General features: G+C 56.5%; 12 protein-coding genes. 8 read left to right on the top strand and 4 right to left on the bottom strand.

Annotated elements, in window-relative coordinates; translation table 11 throughout:
* Nucleotides 1-264: 264 nt before the first annotated feature.
* Genes Poly41_RS09295 through Poly41_RS09285 form a run of 3 tightly spaced genes read left to right on the top strand, consistent with a single transcriptional unit; the run spans nucleotide 265 to nucleotide 4,704 of the window.
* Nucleotides 265-3,669, top strand: a complete 3,405-nt coding sequence (locus Poly41_RS09295; RefSeq protein ID WP_231615533.1) for an aminotransferase class I/II-fold pyridoxal phosphate-dependent enzyme — start codon at nucleotides 265-267, stop codon at nucleotides 3,667-3,669.
* A gap of 47 nt (nucleotides 3,670-3,716) precedes the next feature.
* Nucleotides 3,717-4,484, top strand: coding sequence for a hypothetical protein (locus Poly41_RS09290; RefSeq protein WP_146525611.1), 768 nt, complete (start codon nucleotides 3,717-3,719; stop codon nucleotides 4,482-4,484).
* Nucleotides 4,462-4,704 (top strand): hypothetical protein, encoded by a 243-nt coding sequence (locus Poly41_RS09285; protein WP_146525609.1) that lies wholly within the window; start codon nucleotides 4,462-4,464, stop codon nucleotides 4,702-4,704. Before Poly41_RS09290 ends, Poly41_RS09285 begins: the two co-directional genes overlap by 23 nt.
* Here Poly41_RS09285 and trhA read toward each other — a convergent pair.
* Both trhA and Poly41_RS09275 read right to left on the bottom strand, forming a co-directional pair.
* Nucleotides 4,675-5,337, bottom strand: a complete 663-nt coding sequence (gene trhA, locus Poly41_RS09280; protein WP_231615532.1) for a PAQR family membrane homeostasis protein TrhA — start codon at nucleotides 5,335-5,337, stop codon at nucleotides 4,675-4,677. The genes Poly41_RS09285 and trhA overlap by 30 nt on opposite strands.
* Nucleotides 5,334-6,308 carry an alpha/beta hydrolase gene (locus Poly41_RS09275; RefSeq protein WP_146525607.1) on the bottom strand — a complete coding sequence of 325 codons (975 nt, stop codon included), beginning with the start codon at nucleotides 6,306-6,308 and terminating at the stop codon, nucleotides 5,334-5,336. Before Poly41_RS09275 ends, trhA begins: the two co-directional genes overlap by 4 nt.
* Nucleotides 6,309-6,470: 162 nt before the next feature.
* Here Poly41_RS09275 and Poly41_RS09270 point away from each other — a divergent pair, with 162 nt between their 5' ends.
* Entirely contained in the window at nucleotides 6,471-7,730 is a 1,260-nt protein-coding gene (locus tag Poly41_RS09270; RefSeq protein ID WP_146525605.1) for a hypothetical protein, read from the top strand.
* Nucleotides 7,731-8,102: 372 nt separating this feature from the next.
* Here Poly41_RS09270 and ftsH read toward each other — a convergent pair whose 3' ends face one another.
* On the bottom strand, nucleotides 8,103-10,220 hold the full coding sequence (ftsH, locus tag Poly41_RS09265; protein WP_146525603.1) for an ATP-dependent zinc metalloprotease FtsH: 2,118 nt from the start codon (nucleotides 10,218-10,220) through the stop codon (nucleotides 8,103-8,105).
* 258 nt (nucleotides 10,221-10,478) lie between these two features.
* On the opposite strand from ftsH, the gene dxr reads away from it, so the two are divergent.
* The 4 genes from dxr (at nucleotide 10,479) to Poly41_RS09245 (ending at nucleotide 16,715) form a co-directional block, all read left to right on the top strand.
* Nucleotides 10,479-11,681: a 1-deoxy-D-xylulose-5-phosphate reductoisomerase gene (gene dxr / locus Poly41_RS09260; RefSeq protein ID WP_146525823.1), complete on the top strand. Its 1,203-nt coding sequence runs from the start codon at nucleotides 10,479-10,481 to the stop codon at nucleotides 11,679-11,681.
* Nucleotides 11,682-11,721: 40 nt separating this feature from the next.
* On the top strand, nucleotides 11,722-13,875 hold the full coding sequence (locus Poly41_RS09255) for a site-2 protease family protein (RefSeq protein ID WP_146525821.1): 2,154 nt from the start codon (nucleotides 11,722-11,724) through the stop codon (nucleotides 13,873-13,875).
* A 13-nt stretch (nucleotides 13,876-13,888) separates the two neighbouring features.
* Nucleotides 13,889-14,644, top strand: a complete 756-nt coding sequence (locus tag Poly41_RS09250) for a beta-xylosidase family glycoside hydrolase (protein WP_146525601.1) — start codon at nucleotides 13,889-13,891, stop codon at nucleotides 14,642-14,644.
* Nucleotides 14,645-14,711: 67 nt separating this feature from the next.
* The gene (locus Poly41_RS09245; protein WP_146525599.1) at nucleotides 14,712-16,715 is read left to right on the top strand and encodes an alpha/beta hydrolase family protein; all 2,004 of its coding nucleotides are present in this window, start codon (nucleotides 14,712-14,714) and stop codon (nucleotides 16,713-16,715) included.
* Between the two features lie 3 nt (nucleotides 16,716-16,718).
* On the opposite strand, the gene Poly41_RS09240 is transcribed toward Poly41_RS09245, so the two are convergent.
* Nucleotides 16,719-17,111: an FHA domain-containing protein gene (locus tag Poly41_RS09240; protein WP_146525598.1), complete on the bottom strand. Its 393-nt coding sequence runs from the start codon at nucleotides 17,109-17,111 to the stop codon at nucleotides 16,719-16,721.
* Nucleotides 17,112-17,113 lie beyond the last annotated feature (2 nt).

Genomic DNA, 17,113 nt, shown 5'->3' with positions numbered 1-17,113 from the left:
TGTCCTGGTTCGGTGATTGCACGCGAGAGCAAAGGGGTAAAAAGCACCCTCTCGGAAGATCCGTTGAAACCTCCAAGGCGAATCTCTCAAAAAATCCCTCCGAATTGGCTTCGTTTTCGCCGGAATCCGATATTGACAGAGTGACTCGGGAAGATGCTTCGTTATCCTAGGAGGCTGGTTTTCGGTTCACCCGGCGCGGGAGTTTGGCGTGCGGCGGATGACCTCGCAAACAGCGACCCTCGATTCCAGGCGGTAATAACGTTCGTGGACCTCACTGAGTTTTTTGGAAAGCAATCGCCTCCGCGGGACCACTACGTCTCGGTCTTGGGGTATTGGGCCGAGCAGCGGCCAGACGAATCGGCATTTGTGTTCACCGACGTCGAAGCTTCGGAACAACGCATCACCTATGCGGAATTGTGGCACGAGGTTCGCGCCTTGGCGGGCTACCTTCAAGACCGCTGTCGGATCCGCAGCGGCGACCGGGTGCTGTTGCTTTATCCGCCGGGGCTCGATTTCGTGATCGGTTTTTTTGCCTGTCATGCTGCGGGAGCCGTGGCGGTTCCCGCCTATCCGCCGAGACGGAATCGTAAAGCGTCACGAATTCGGTCGATTGTGGTCGATGCGGATACCCGCTGGGCCCTGTCGACCCAATCGGTCGTTGAGCAACTCACAGGCGATCAAAAGTACGATGACCTTGTCGGAGTGCAACTGCTCGGCACGGATGACAAATCGTGCCGCCGGATTGATAAGTGGCGAATCCCCAAACTCAGTTGCGATTCGCTTGCGGTCTTGCAATACACGTCCGGGTCAACCGGTTCGCCGAAAGGGGTGATGTTGACTCAGGGCAACCTGATCGCCAACAGCAAGTTGATCTTGCAGGCCTTTGAGCCGGATAACGCCGTTTGTGGACTGTCTTGGCTTCCCACGTACCACGACATGGGCTTGGTCGGCGGCGTTTTGATGCCGATGTTCATTGGCAGGACCAACGTGTTGATGAGTCCGATGACCTTTTTGCAGCGGCCGGCCCGTTGGCTACAAGGCATTTCGAAGTATGGGGTTTCGATCAGCGGCGGACCGAACTTTGCCTACCAATTGTGTGTGGACAAGATCGCGGAAGACGAGTTGCAAGGCGTTGATTTGTCGAGTTGGGAAATCGCGTTCAACGGCGCCGAACCGATCCGAGCGTCTACGATCCATGCATTTTGCGAGCGTTTTGAAGCGAGTGGCTTTCGGCGTGGTGCGTTCTTACCTTGCTACGGAATGGCAGAAACCACGCTGTTGGTCACCGGTGGCCCAGCGGAAACGCGGCCGGTCATCACCCCGTTTAGCGGCAAACAGCTTGATAAGAAAGTCGTCGAAGCCGTCGAGCCGGATAGTGAATCGGCCCGTTCGCTGATCGGTTGTGGCCGCGTGTTGCCCGAGGAGACCGTGTTGATCGTCGATGCCGAGACTCGGATGCCGTTAGCCGACGACCAGATTGGCGAGATATGGATTCAGAGCCCTTCGGTCGGCCAGGGTTACTATCAACGCAAAGACGCGACGGAACAGACTTTCTTTGCCCACACTGCGGACGGGCAAGGCCCCTTTCTGCGCACCGGTGATCTCGGGTTTCTACACCAGGACCAACTGTACGTTTCGGGTCGGTTGAAGGACATGATCATTGTCCGCGGCGTCAACCGTTACCCGCAAGACATCGAAGAAACGGTTGAAGGTGCCAGCGATGCGGTTCAAGCGGGTTCGGTTGCGGCGTTCGCGATGGAGTACGACGGTCGTGAGCAATTGGTGATCGTTGCCGAAGCGGTTCGCGTGCGAGATCTCGACTGGAATGCCCACCTCCAAGCGATCCGGCGAGCCGTGACCGCCGACCACGAATTACCGCCCGATGCGGTTTACTTGATTCGCAACAGTAGTGTGCCGAAGACCAGCAGTGGCAAGATCCAACGTCATGCGTGCTTGCACGCGGTACGTGACGGCGATTTGAAATTAATCGCCAAATGGGTTCGGCGTGAAGAAGAATCGGCCGCAGTTGACGACCGATATTTGCAACCGATGATGCAAGCCGCTGCCGCCACGGGACGTGCCACGACCGTCCGTGCCGAGGACGTGAATGAGTTGGTCGTCGAGGCGATTAAGAAGCACATTCGCAACGTTGCCAGCGAGCGAGCCCTGACGTTGGACCTCGATACCAACATTGTTCTTGATCTGGGACTCGATAGCCTCGAACGACTCGAAATCGCCCGCAGTTTGGAACGAACCTTCGGTGGACGGTTCCCCGAGCAAGTTCTCGATGAGATTGAAACGGTAGGTCAAACCGCTCAAGCGATTGAGCGATATCTGCCGCCGGGTGGCGAGACGCGAGCCGTCGCGTTTCTCAATAGCGAGGATTCGGCATCGTCGAAAAGAATGGGCACCCTCGCAGAGGATTTGCCAGCGATCGAACCCGAGGACGACATTGCCCAATTTGCGGAATATCGCCGCTTGAAGACCACGATGCAGCAATTGGAAATGACCGGTTGTTCGAATCCGTACTTTACGGTTCACGACGGCATTGTTCGCGACACGACGGTTGTGGATGGCAAGGAATACATCAGCTTTGCCTCCTACAATTATCTCGGCATGAGTGGTCACCCGCGAGTGACCGACGCGGCTGCCAAAGCGGTTCGCCAGTACGGCACGAGTGTTTCGGCAAGTCGATTGGTATCCGGTGAAAAGCCGATTCATGGGAAGCTCGAAAAAGCGATCGCCGATTGGATTGGGGTTGACGATTCGGTGTTGATGGTTGGCGGCCATGCAACCAACGAGACCACCATCGGTTACCTCGTTGGTGCGGGGGATTTGATTTTGCACGATTCGCTCGCTCACAACAGCATCGTGCAAGGCGCCTTGTTGTCGGGAGCTCGACGACGACCGTTTCCTCACAACAACTTCAATGCTCTCGATCGGATGTTGACCGAATTGCGATCACAATATCGCCGCGTGTTGATCGTGATCGAGGGCGTTTACAGCATGGACGGCGATTTTGCGAATGTGCCCGAGTTCGTCACGGTCAAACGCAAGCATCGAGCGATGCTGATGGTTGATGAGGCTCATAGTTTCGGGACCATGGGGGAGACGGGGCGAGGCATGGCGGAGCATTACCATATGGATGCGCGCGACGTCGACATTTGGATGGGAACACTGAGTAAATCCGGTGCCTCGTGTGGCGGCTATATCGCTGGCAGCTGCGAGCTGGTGGAACTGCTAAAGTACACCGCGCCCGGATTCGTCTTTAGTGTGGGGATGCCTCCGGCGCAAGTTGCAGCTGCCCTGGCTGCGATTGAAACCCTTGCCGATGAACCCGAGCGAGTTCGACGGCTTCACCAGCGGAGCGAATTGTTCCTCTCGCTCTGCCGTCAAGCGGGATTGGATACAGGCGATAGCGAAGGGACGCCGGTGGTCCCCGTGATTACCGGGAATTCGATGGTTGCGCTCCGTTTATCAAACCGATTGAAAGCGGACGGCATCAACGTTCAACCGATCTTGTACCCTGCCGTCGACGAGTCCGCCGCGCGACTGCGTTTCTTCATCACGTGTGAGCACAGCGAAGAACAGATCCGTTTCACGGTCAAACGAACCGCAGAGCATTTGGCGGAACTTGGATTCGCCCGGCCGACGCAACCAGCGGTGTAGGCAGGGTCGGCGAAGGCACCTGCTGTTTGACGTCAGGATAATTGCGTTTGAATGATCACGACACCGCCGCTTCAACAACCCCGCTGACCGGTACGCGGGTGCGCTGGTTCCTGCGAGCTACAGCGGTCGGCATGTTGATCATGGCGACGGTCAATGCATTGTCATACTTCGTCCGTTCGAGTGATTGGAGTAGCCTGATTGGCAAGCCGAAATCAAATGCCGAAGCGATTGGGTTTCCTTTTGTGATTTGGGAAGGCGGCCGGACCTATGGTGGGCTGTTTGCCGACTATGCTGCGATGGGGCTCAATATTTTGGTCGCTGCCGCCTTGGGAATGGTCTTGGGGCTCCTCGCAGTGTCGAAGCATGATCGGCTCAATCGTTTGGTCGAAGCACTGGATGCCGAAGAGTCAAACCCGATGCAGCAACCGGTGCAGTTCAGTCTGTTTGGATTGATGGTCGCCACGACCCTCGCTGCGGTGTTCGCAGCGGTCGCGAGCAAGTTGGCCATTCATCCCGAGACCCTCGTTGCCATTTACGTCCTTGGACCGATCTGTTTGGTGGCCATTGCGATGTTGCCACGTCGTTTGTCATGGCAACGCCGAGTCGCCATCATCACGCCAGCTGCCTTCACGCTGATTGCGGTCGCCATTGCCGTCGGACATGGGCTGGGCATGGAGTTCGACAAGGTGCTGAAAGGGATCTTTCTGTGTTGGACCCCGCAAAGCGCTCTTGCAGCCATCGCGTTGACGACGATGATCTTGGTTCGGCAGCATCAACGCGGAACGACGGTAAGTGATCGATCGAGTCGATGCTGAGTTCACCTTTTTTCGGATCCTGATGACCATGCCTCAACGTTACCGCTTGCTCGCCACCTTGATCGCTCCGATCGATCGAGCGAACTTGGGACCCGCAGCGAGCTACCGCTATCGTTATTGGCTGTTGGTGGGTGACGCATCGGCACTTGCCGAAAATCTCGATGCTCTATGGGATCGGCATCGTTCGGCCTTACCCCAACAAGAACCAGTAGATCCCTAGGAAATGACAGGACGCGGCCAGCATCACGCTGACATGCCAAAGGGCGTGCAGGTAACGCAAGCGACTGTCATTGATCAACAACACCACTCCGAAGGAGTAGAGCAATCCGCCGATAAACATCGCGGTGATCAGTGAGGAGGGGATTTGCCCGATCAACGGGATCGATGGCAACCAACCCAATAGCAGATAGGACGCGGTGCTGATTGAATTGATGCGATGCCGCAGGAAGATTTTTCCCAAAAAGCCGACTGCGGCGGTGACCCAGATCGCGACCAGCAATGGGGTTCGTACGGTGTCGGGGGCACAGGCATACACGATGGGGGTGTACGTTCCTGAAATCATGGTGTAGATCATCGCCTGATCCCATGCGCGAAGCGTATCGAGCATCGGTTGACGAAGGATCAAATGAGACAGTGTCGAACAGGCAAACGTGCCGATCACTCCGGCCATGTAGGCCGCACATGCGATGGACAATCCGGCATCAACGGTGGCGGCTCGGCCGATCAATAGGGTGGCAGCAACAATCGAAACGATCGTTGCAACGCCATGGGTCAGCGCATTGGCCCACTCCTGGTCAAGCTTGATCGGCGCGTCGCCAATTTCCATCATGACGGTGTTACTACTAGCACTCACTTCCCTAGCCACTCCTGCTCACGCATCCACAATTCTAACAATTCAGGCCAAGCATCGGTTTCTTGATCGTTCGGGCGAGCTCCGAAGCCGTGACCACCGCCTGAAAACACATGCAGCGACGCTGGTTTGTCTCGCTTCTGCAATTCCGTAAACAACGTGATGCTGTTCAAGCAACTGATCCCATCGTTGCGAGCATGGGCAAAGAACATTGGCGGCGTCTGGTCGCTGACCGTGATGCCATCAATCAATTGGGTCGGATTGTCTTTCTCCACCAGCCAAGCAGGATAGACCAGAACGGCAAAATCGGGCAGATAGTTCTGCTGGTCGTGAGAATCGACCGAGTCGTAGTGCCGCTGGGTCGCGGTAGCAGCCCGAGCGGACGCGTTTCCGCCAGCTGAAAAGCCGAGCACGCCGACTTTGGAAACCTTGACTTCTGGAATGGCTCCTGCACGCACTAAGCTGATCGCTCGTTGGATATCTTGGACGGCTGGTTTCCATGATTCGGCTTCGCCCCGCGACGGAACGCGATACTTCAACACGACCGCGGTGACGCCCATTTCTTGCAGCAGTTCAGCAATCTCGGTTCCTTCGAGGTCCCAAGCCAAAATGGAATAGCCCCCACCGGGGCAAACCACGACGGCGGTGTCCGATTGGACACCCGCCTTTGCTCGATAGATGTGGAGTTCGGGGCTTGTCACATACCCGAGCCGAATGACCGATTTTCCCGCAACGTTGCGACCATCCGGGCCACTGGTATCCTGTTCAGCCATCGTCGGAGCGTTCCAGGCCGGAGGATCCGTTGGCCAAACGGGAACCACTGCGTCCGCCTCGGCCACCTTTGCCGCTACGGCAGCCGGTTCCTCAGCGGTCACCAAGGGTGTCGTGACTGAGGACAGCATGCAAAGGACCAGGCTGATTGAAAACTTAGCAAATCGATGCTGCCGCGGTCGGTAATCAGTTCGACTCATCATCGTGGGGGCGTCCTCGGACAGAAGAAAATACAGGCCAACGCAAACGTCGCAGGCTGCCCATTGTCACCACGGGAGGCGGTGTTCGGCAAGACTGCTGGAATCGCGATACACTAAGTTAGACAGAGGTTTTACGTTGCGAGCCCAAAATCGCTGGGATTCACGGTGACCGATCAATCGAGCATCAACCAAGAACGACGGCTCAAGCGACTTCAGGCCTTCACAAGGGAGTCGATCAGCACGGTTGCGTTTTCCTCAAGTGATTGGCTCGCCGACCCGCGGCCTCTTGTCGCACCGGTCAGCAGCCGGCTGGGACACGACATGAAGCTGCACCGCGAAGTCAGTCGATTTCTCGCTCGACGGATCGATGAGCTGCGCCGCAAAGAAGCCCGCTTGCTGGTCGCGGCGGGGTCGGCCATCGAGCCCTTGGCGCTCCGCGCTGCCGCGATTTTCAAGGTGCCCTGCGTCCGCATCTGGGTGAACAAACCACCTCCATTGGCAACCGACACCGAGGACTCCGTTTGCGAGGTTCAAGCCACGGCTCGATCGGCCTGGACGCGAGACGCCTGGGTGATCGCGTTGGCGGATTTCGTCGATGGGATTTATGTCCGCCAACGTGGATCGATTGCAAGTTGTCTGCGTGCAAGAATCCAAGCGGCCCCTGCGTCGTCGACGCGTGTGGCGGTCATGCCAGATTACAAGACGGCGGCGACGGAACTGATTGCTGCGGGAGCCATTGGGTGGTACTTCGCGAGTGAGGATCAAGACGACCGAAGTGCCAAGGCGGCTCCGAGAAGTCAGGGTGTAAGAGTGGATTCCGATGATCGTTGGATTCATGACTCCGACGGCTGGTTGATTCACTGCACGCGCGGCTGCTCCGGAGCTTGGCCGGGGGAAACGGAGCACCAGTACCAAGACGATCTGCTGATCGGCAACGCTTCTTTGACGGAGCGAACGGCGTTCGACACGCTTAGGAGAATCGCTCGTAGCGGAATGCTTGTCGCTAACACGATCGCGAGTGACAAGCGATATCCCGTCGTCTGCTTTTCACACACCTCGTTATCGCAGCGATTAAGCAAGCGAACGTTTCGACCGCACTTGGGTCGCTGGGACAATGAGCCCTACGGTGTTGCCATTGCGATCGAGGCGGCCAAACGAATCGGGATCCAGCCCGTGATCTATGGCGATCCGAAAGACCGCAAGCTACTGCCGGAGGAGAACCAGTTCCGGTTCCAAGCCAAAGGGAAAACGTATGATTGGACGGACGAGCACGAATGGCGATCGAACGGCTCGGTCGACTTGACCCAACTCGGACGCAACGCGGTGCGTCTTTTCGTTCCACGTTGCGATGAAGCGGAACCCTTGCGTTCGATTCACGCGTGGTCTGTCACGGTTCTCGCACGCGCGCGCGGGGAAGATTGCTGAGAGTTCCCGGCGGCGGCTCCCTCTGGGCCCTCCCCCTCGCTGCGCTCGACCCCTCCCGCTGCGCGGGCAGGGGTTGTTTACCTCTCCCATTTGGGAGAGGTCGAGCGCAGCGAGGGAGAGGGTTGAACCCAATACCTGTCTACCCACAAACGAACCAAGCATGACCAAACGAAACCCCATCGCTGCATTCGCCCCCTCCCGCTGCGCGGGCAGGGGTTGTTTACCTCTCCCATTTGGGAGAGGTCGAGCGCAGCGAGGGAGAGGGTTGAACCCAATACCTGTCTACCCACAAACGAACCAAGCATGACCAAACGAAACCCCCTCGAAGACGCTCGCGAACTTCGCAAGCGGCAAACGGAAGCAGAGGTTGTGCTACGTTCCCTCAGCAGCGTCCGTTGCGCTGGTGTCGGGTGCGATCACCGCTCGTGGTTTCGCGGTGACGGTTCCAGGAACCAACCACGGGCCCCGCGAATGCTCTTTAATCAACCGCATCAGCTCGTCGCTATCGATGGCTTCAACATCCAAGAGCTTCTGGGTCACCGCTTCGAGGACATCACGACGCTGCTCTAAGATCTCGCGGGTTTGCACCAAGGCGTCTTCGATGATTCTGGCCACTTCCTTGTCGATCATTTTTGCCATTTCATCACTGTGCATCATTTGAAACCCATCGCCTCCACCACCGGCTAAGAAGGGGGATCGTGAGCTGCGCCGAAAATTGATTCGTCCGAGTCGGCTCATTCCGTAATCCATCACCATGCTGCGGGCGATTTCGGTACAACGTTCCAGGTCGTTCTGAGCTCCCGTGCTGATGTCTTGGAAAATCATTTCTTCGGTCAAGGTTCCCGCGAGCAGCACCTTCATGTTGCTTTCCAACTCGGCCTTGGTCATCAAATAACGCTCGGACTCTGGTCGCTGCATGGTGTATCCCAGAGCGGCTAAGCCTCGTGGAATAATGCTAACCTTGTGGACCGGATCGGTGTTGGGTAACGCTGCGGCAACGACCGCGTGGCCCGATTCGTGATAAGCAACGCGGATCTTTTCATCCTCGTTCATCACCCGGTTCTTTTTCTCCAAGCCCGCGGTCACGCGTTCGACGGCTTCGTTGAATTGCTCAATGCCCACGGTTTGGAGATTCGCACGGGCAGCCAACAACGCCGCTTCATTCACGAGGTTGGCCAGATCGGCTCCGACGAATCCAGGTGTAATCGACGCGATATCCCTCAGCGTCACGGAATCGTCCAAACGAACATTCTTGACATGAACCTTCAAGATTTCTTCACGGCCGCCAACATCAGGCCGATCGACCAAGACATGTCGATCGAAACGTCCAGGACGCAACAGCGCCGGGTCGAGTGTTTCGGGTCGATTGGTTGCCGCAACAATCATCACGCCCGAATTCGAATCGAAACCGTCCATTTCCACCAACAATGCGTTGAGGGTTTGTTCGCGTTCGTCGTGGCCGCCGACGACGCTGCCGCTGCGACTCTTCCCTAATGCGTCGAGCTCATCGATAAAGATAATGCACGGCGCACGGCTGGTTGCTTGTTGGAACATGTCGCGCACACGAGCCGCTCCAACGCCGACAAACATCTCAACAAAATCGCTGCCGGACAGACTAAAGAACGGAACCCCCGCTTCGCCCGCGATCGCTTTGGCGAGCAATGTCTTACCGGTTCCTGGAGGGCCAACCAACAGGACTCCCTTGGGAATCCGACCGCCGAGCGCTTGGTACTTTTCGCTGTTCTTTAAAAAATCGACCACCTCGCGGACCTCATCGATCGCTTCTTCGATCCCGGCAACGTCTCCGAACGTGACCGGCAAATCCTCTTGACCGTAAAGCTTGCCTCGGCTGCGAGAAAACGACATCGGCGAACCGACGCCACCCATTCGCCGCAGCATCATGATGCCCAACATCACCAAGACACCGATCATCAGCAGTTCTGGCCAATGGTCTTCAAAAAAACGACTCGGTCGGTCATTGTCCCAAACGACGCCCGACGACTCGAGCAATTCGGCCAATTGAGCGTCTTCGGCTTCGTTCCGCATCGTCCGGATGGTCTCGAACTTCACACGTGTCCGCGGCGAGGCTGATAAGTCGCCTTGTTTTTTGAGTTCGCGGTAGAGCACGGTGCCGGTGATCATGTCCTCGGCGACCAGGATGTCTTGCGGATTGCTGTACTCGATCTGGCGCGACGAATCGGCAATCGACGGAACCACGATCACGCCATCGTCGGTTTCGGCTTCCGCATCCTCGGTCGCCGCACTCTCGCGGTTCACATTCGGGTCCCCTTGCGGCTGCTCGGTCGCAAGCGAGCGGGACTGCTCTTTCAGCAGTGCCAGCAGATCGGGGTAACGGAGTCGTTGCTCGGTATTTCCGAACCAAAATGCGCTGATCAAGACTGCTGAGATGATTGCGGCGAGCACGAACCACATGTTTCCGCCACCACGTGTTTCGTTGCTAGTGGGTTTTCGTCGCTTTTCGTCGCTCATTGGGTTTCCAAGGGAAGAATGACGGTGGTCCGCTGAAACGGTGACCGTGAATCGAATCGACTGAGAGCCGGCTGCCAGGGCTGCCACCCCAGTCTCGTTAGGCATTGTTTGATTGCCTATGCTCGCCGACAAGTCTATCTTGTGGGAACTCTTTTCCTGAGCGGGTCGTAACGTTAAGACCGGCTGTGCCGTTGTTACACACTTTTCATCAAAATGGTTCTGCCGAAGCCCATGCCGCCTAGCGAAGCAAATCGAGACATGGCGACACAAAACGTTGCTGTTTTGGGGGCAACCGGCAGCATCGGCACCGCCACGCTGGACGTTCTGCAGCATCTTGATCGTATCGACGGGGCGAACCAATGGAATTTGTGGGCGGCGTCGGGTCACGCCAATCTCGATTTGCTTGCAAAATTACTTGATGGTCTTCATCGTCCGCCGCGGCGTGTCGTGTTGTCGGACCCCGAATCGGCCATCCATTTCCGGTCACGCCATGCGACGGCGGCGATGCAAATTTGCACGGGTCCCGACGCGTTGGTCGAGGTAGCGAGTGATCCCGAGGTGGACATCGTGGTCGCTGCGATCGTGGGCCGTGCGGGCTTGGAAAGCACTTTGGCGGCCGTTGAATCGGGCAAGCGGGTTGCGTTGGCGAATAAGGAAACGATGGTCGTGGGCGGTTCGCTGGTGAATGCAACGTTGATGCAGAGTGGCGCGGAATTGCTGCCGATCGATAGCGAACACTCGGCCATTTTTCAGTGCTTGGGTGAAAAGTCCTGCAAACCGAGAAAATTGATCCTCACCGCCAGCGGGGGGCCGTTTCGAAGTTGGTCGGCCGCGCAGATGGATCAGGCGACGCCGGATTCGGCCCTCGATCATCCCACCTGGGACATGGGGCCAAAGATCACCATCGATTCGGCAACGATGATGAACAAGGCTTTGGAGGTGATCGAAGCCCGTTGGTTGTTCGATTTGCCTGCCGAATCGATCGAGGTGGTCGTGCATCCGCAATCCATTATTCATTCGATGGTAGAATTCGAGGATGGATCGGTGATCGCCCAACTGAGTCCACCGGACATGCGTTTACCTATCCAGTATGCCTTGACGTATCCACGGCGATTGGCCTGCCAAGTTCCGCCGCTCGACCGCGAACAACGTTGGGATCTGACCCTCGAACCGGCGGATCGCGAACGATTCCCGGCATTGGACCTCGGTTTCGAAGTCGCTGCGGCGGGTGGAACGGCCGGAGCGGTGGTCAATGCGGCCAACGAATCGGCGGTCGGCCTATTCCTGGAAGGCAAAATTCGCTTTACTGACATCGTGCCAACTTGCCGCACCTGTCTAGAAAACCACTCGTTCGAGCCAAATCCGACGCTTGAAACGCTCCTTCGGCTCGACCGTTGGGCGCGTAAAGAGGTTGCCAAGCAGGCCAACGTCGACCGACCGCTCCGCAGGTCGGGAGAATGAAACCAGACACTTTCATATGAATTCCAATACAGACGCCCTTATGTTCCTCGACTTCATTTCCCAATCGTTGCCGCTTGGCGCCACCGAAGAGACCGGCTTCGTGTCGGCATTGCTCACGCAAATTTTGTTGTGGGGGCAGGTCGCATTAGGCATTGGCTTGGTGATTTTTGTCCACGAGCTGGGGCATTTCTTGGCGGCGAAGACCTTTGGCGTCAAATGCGAGAAGTTTTACGTGGGCTTTGACGTGCCGATCAAAATCGGGCCCATCAAATTTCCTCGGACGCTCGGCAAATTCCAATATGGCGAAACCGAGTACGGGATTGGGATTCTGCCGTTTGGAGGTTACGTCAAAATGCTCGGCCAAGATGACGATCCGCGCAAAGCCGAACAGGAAGCGAAGCGAATCCGATCGGGTGGAGAGGCGGGCGACGGCGAAGAAGAGGTGGAACGGCTTGATCCACGTAGCTATCCCGCAAAACCGGTTTGGCAGCGGATGATCATCATCAGTGCCGGTGTCGTGATGAATTTGGTGACCGGTGTGTTGTTCGCTGCGATCGCGTTTGGCTATGGCGTCTCCTACAATCCCGCGATCATCGGCGGAGTGAGCCCAGGTGGTCCCGCTTGGCGTGCGGGGATTGAACCGGGGGGGCAGGTGATTTCGGTCGGCGAACTTAGCGATGATCAGATGCATTTTCGTGAGATGCGGGTCGCGATCGTTAGCGAAGGTCTCGAGTACCCCGACAAACCGATCGACGTCGCGATTCGCTACGACGATGGGATCCGTCAATACAAATTGAAAACCGATCCGCATCCGGTGGATTCGGATTTGCGAATGATTGGGATTACCAACCCGACCTCTCTAAAACTCAGCAGCGAAACGCCCGCGTTGCCGGGCAGTGTTGCTGATGGCGTGCTGAGCGAAGCCGATGGTGGTGCAAGCATCATTGCCTACGATGGAAACGAAGTCCGTCCCAATTCGATCGTTCCATCGACTCCGTTCTTTGACTACTTGTATTCGCATCCTGACAAGACGATTTCGTTAACGCTTGAACGTGCCGATAACACAACGCATACCGTCGAATTGCCGCCTCAGCAAGCCAAATCGATCGGTTTTCGTTACGCCATCAGCCCGATCACCGCTTTGGTCGAAGAGGGTGCCGCAGCGAAGGCCGGTATCCAGGTGGGCGATGTGATCGTCGCCGTAAACGGCAATACCGACATCGATGCTTACGGCTTGCCGTTGATGCTGTTCGCGTCGGAGGGTCCTGTATCGTTGCAACTGCGTCGCGGTCAGGGTGAACAGAGCAGAACGATCGATGTCGAATTGACGGCTGAGTCATCACCGCAGACGTTGTCAACGACGTCCGGGATTGATGGACAGATAGCGATCAACCGCTTTGGTTTCTCGTATTCACCGCGTGCGACGGTCGCTACGGTGATGCCCAATTTGTTGTCCAAGGGGAGTGGCTCCTCCGATACCGAATTGGAACCGGGTGACGAGATCAAAGAGGTTCGGCTGATCCTCAGCGACGCTGAATTGCCGAAGCCATTGAAGGACGATCGATTCGCGCCGATCCTCGAACAATTACGTGAGGGTTGGAAAGCCGATGGTCCGATGCCTTTGGGAGCTCTGGTTGAAACGATTCAATTGTTGCCCGAAGGAACACCTCTGCGAGTCTTTGCAACTCGGTCTCCACGGGGTCGAGTGATTGAATCGGTTGCAACGGTCCAGCAAGATGATCGAGTTTGGCCCGAACGTGGCTTGGCACTGACAGCGGTCGAGGCGACGCAAACCGCAGACTCGTTTGCGAGCGCTTTGTCGCTTGGATTCCGTGAAGGCAAGCGACGTTTGGCTGACGTTTTTCGCTTCTTGCAAATGATCCCCAAAGGACGCGTAAAAATGCGCCATGTGGGTGGGCCGCTTGAAATTGTGAACATGGCCAAGAACCAAGCCGAGCGAGGCATTTCACCACAATTGTTGTTCTTGACGATGTTGAGCATGAACTTGGCAATCTTGAATTTTTTGCCGATTCCTGCACTCGATGGAGGACACATGGTGTTTTTGATTGCCGAGGCCATTCGTGGCAAAAAGTTGGATGAGCAACTTGAGATGCGGCTGACCATGGCCGGTGTGTTAACGATCTTGTTGCTGATGGTGGTTGTCTTTGCCAACGATATCATGCGCCGCTTGTAAGGTGGGGATTCCGATGATTCAGCGTTTCTTGCTATTGGCGGCGATCCGTTTTGTGGTCGCAACCCACCTTGTGGGCCAGCCGACCGCGCTCTTGGGCCAGCCGGCCGCGCCTCTGGGCCAGCCGGCCGCGGCGATGTCGCCTGCGGATCGGTCCGACGCAACCTTTCGAGATGATTTTCGTGATGCTTTGGGGAGCGATTGGCAATGGCTTCGAGAGAACAAGGCCGGGTGGCGTGTCTCGGACGAGGGATTGAAGGTCTTGATCGAACCGGGGAACATGTGGGGTGGCGCGAACGATGCCAAGAATGTCCTGTTGCGACGCGTCCCCGATGGTTGGGATGACGCGGTCCAGGTCTGTGCCGAGTTATCGCACAAGCCCGAGAAACGCTGGGAACAAGCGGATTTGGTTTGGTATTACAGCGACCGTGCGATGGTGAAAATCGGACTCGAAATTGAGCACGGCGAAACCAATATCGTCATGGGCCGCGAGGAAAGGGACAAGACCAAGACACTGGCGATCATTCCCTACGCGGACCCTGCTGTCCAACTTCGGCTCTCGGTCCATGGCAACGAGATCCATGGCGACTATCGACGGCTCGGTTCGACGAATTGGGTCGAAGCGGGGCACTGCACGTTACCCAAGATCGATGCGCCGGAAACGCCCTACGTTAGTTTGCAGTTCTATCAAGGTGAATCCGATTCCAATCGCTGGGCTACCGTGAATTGGATCGAAATCACGCATGTCTCGGGGGAACACTCCCCTCAATGAAGGATCCTGAAAGGGTCGCATGGGGTAGACACGGTTCATCGCAACGTTGGTGAGAGGGAGTACTCGCATGTATCGAAGTCACGTTGTTTTCGTCCTTTTGTTGGTTCTGTTGCAACCACAAAGCGTCCAGGCGACCGATGCGGTTTCGTCGACCGAGCAGGGTGACCGCTTGGTTGCCGAGTATTTTTCGAGCGAAACGGCAAAGTTGACCGACGGCGCGTTTGCGGGGATCGAGACACTTGAAGATTGGACAAGCCGACGTGATCGGTATCGCCGTGAGCTTGAAGAAATGCTGGGCCTCTTTCCCATGCCTGAGCGAACGGAACTCCACCCCGTGGTCACGGGCACTCTTGAAGGGGAGGGGTTTGTCGTTGAGCGACTCCATTTTCAATCGTCGCCTGGTCTGTACGTGACCGCAAATCTGTATCGTCCGTCCGAGCGGAGTGGGTCGTTGCCAGCAATTCTGTATGTTTGTGGTCACGGTCGCGAACAGAAGGACGGGGTGAGTCTTGGTAATAAGACGCACTATCAACATCATGGCGCCTGGTTCGCACGCAATGGCTACGTCTGCTTGATGATCGACACGATTCAACTCGGTGAAATCGAAGGCTTGCATCATGGAACGTACCGGCACAATCTGTGGTGGTGGAATAACCGTGGGTACACGCCGGCGGGTGTCGAGGCTTGGAATTCAATCCGAGCGATCGATTACTTGCAATCTCGTGACGAGGTCGACCCGGATCGGATTGGCATGACCGGGCGTAGCGGTGGCGGTGCTTATTCGTGGTGGGCTGCTGCTTTGGATGAACGGATCAAGGTTGCCGTTCCGGTTGCGGGCATCACCAGTTTGAAAAACCATGTTGTCGATGGCTGTGTGGAAGGGCATTGTGACTGCATGTTCATGGTCAACACCTATCGCTGGGACTATCCCATGGTGGCGGCCCTCGTTGCTCCGCGGCCCTTGTTGATTTCGAATACCGACAAAGACGAGATCTTTCCGCTTGACGGTGTGGTCGACGTCCACTTAAAGGTCCGTCAGATCTACAAACTTTATGGTGCTGAAGCGAACCTTGGGTTGCAGATCACCGAGGGGCCGCATCAAGACACGCAAGAATTACGAGTACACGCATTTCGTTGGTTCAATCGACACTTGAAACAAGATGAATCGCTGATTGAAACAACTGCGATACCCTTTTTCGAAACACAGCAGCTTCGAGTTTTCGAGGAGCTGCCAGCGGACGAGGTGGTGACAACGATTCAGGAAACGTTCGTGCCAAAGGTCTTGATGGATGAGTTGCCGCGGGGGAAAGCCGAACGGCAAGATGCCTTCGCTCGGTGGACGGGCGACCTACGCGAGAAGTGTTTCCGGGGTTGGCCTGAGCCATCGGAACCGGTCGAGATCCAAGTCCTGTCCGAAGTGGACCAGGATGCTTTCCACCTTCGTGCGATCGACTACACGGCGCAGACGCCGTATCGGTTAACGATGTATGTGCTGGAGTCCATCCCGCCTGATCCGCCGCGTGTGCCTCAACGGCCAGCGGTCGAAGTCCGCGTGTTGGATTCGAAGGGTTGGGACGAAGTCGCGCCGGCCTTGGCACACGTTTTTCCCAATCAGGTAGTCACCGCTGCACCGGACGCGAAGGCGTGGCAGGCCTTGGCGCAGACGATGCAGGGCAAGTCGATCGTGATGATAGCTCCACGCGGTGTCGGACCGACGCAATGGACGCGCGATGAAAAGGAACGAATTCACATTCGTCGTCGCTTCATGCTGCTTGGTCAAACCGTTGCGGGAATGCAGATTTTTGATGTTTGTCAAGCCTTGCGCGCCGCGTCACAAGTTCAGTCACTGGGCGGCGGGCAACGGGATCTTGTCGGTCGTGGTGAGTCAGCGGTTTGGGCGCTGTACGCATCGCTATTCGTGGATGGAATCCGCAACCTTGAACTTCGCGATCTTCCGATGTCGAACCGTGATGCCCCCGATTTACTCAACGTCAGCCGCTACGTCGAAATCCCTCAGCTTTTGATGATGGCAGATGATCGTGTTGAAAAGTTAGTGGTCGAACAAGAGTAAGGTTCAGGAAAACTCGGGGTCGATTTCGATTATTTTCATGGGTTGCGTTTCGTCGAGATCGAGAATGTCGGCTGGTTCCGGTCCGCTGTCCATTTCCTCATCGGTCAATTCCACTCGCATGGTGACTTTGCCAATACGAACTTCCGTCCCTGGAATGACAACCGCTTTGTCAACGCGACGCTCGTCAACATAGATGCCGTTCTTGGATGCCAGATCACGCACGACCAGTGAACCGTAGGGATCGAGGAAAAACTGGCAATGTCGACGACTGATCGAAACGTCGCCTAAGGTGACTTCCGTCGTCGAGCAACGTCCAACCGTGACGGGCGGCGGTAGGATCCATTCGGCGACGTCTTTTCCCGTCGTTGTGTCGACCAGAACGAATTTGTAGTTCATGG

Origin of the sequence: Novipirellula artificiosorum, assembly GCF_007860135.1 — a bacterium.
In the GTDB taxonomy this organism is placed as follows: domain Bacteria; phylum Planctomycetota; class Planctomycetia; order Pirellulales; family Pirellulaceae; genus Novipirellula_A; species Novipirellula_A artificiosorum.
The sequence above is the reverse complement of the archived record's forward strand: the minus strand, read 5'-3'. Positions and strand labels throughout refer to the sequence as shown.

Coding starts and splice junctions, on each gene's coding strand:
- Poly41_RS09275 (WP_146525607.1), bottom strand. CDS start 6,308: ATGATGAGTCGAACTGATTACCGACCGCGGCAGCATCGATTTGCTAAG.
- Poly41_RS09255 (WP_146525821.1), top strand. CDS start 11,722: ATGTTCCTCGACTTCATTTCCCAATCGTTGCCGCTTGGCGCCACCGAA.
- ftsH (WP_146525603.1), bottom strand. CDS start 10,220: ATGAGCGACGAAAAGCGACGAAAACCCACTAGCAACGAAACACGTGGT.
- dxr (WP_146525823.1), top strand. CDS start 10,479: ATGGCGACACAAAACGTTGCTGTTTTGGGGGCAACCGGCAGCATCGGC.
- Poly41_RS09240 (WP_146525598.1), bottom strand. CDS start 17,111: ATGAACTACAAATTCGTTCTGGTCGACACAACGACGGGAAAAGACGTC.
- Poly41_RS09250 (WP_146525601.1), top strand. CDS start 13,889: ATGATTCAGCGTTTCTTGCTATTGGCGGCGATCCGTTTTGTGGTCGCA.
- Poly41_RS09245 (WP_146525599.1), top strand. CDS start 14,712: ATGTATCGAAGTCACGTTGTTTTCGTCCTTTTGTTGGTTCTGTTGCAA.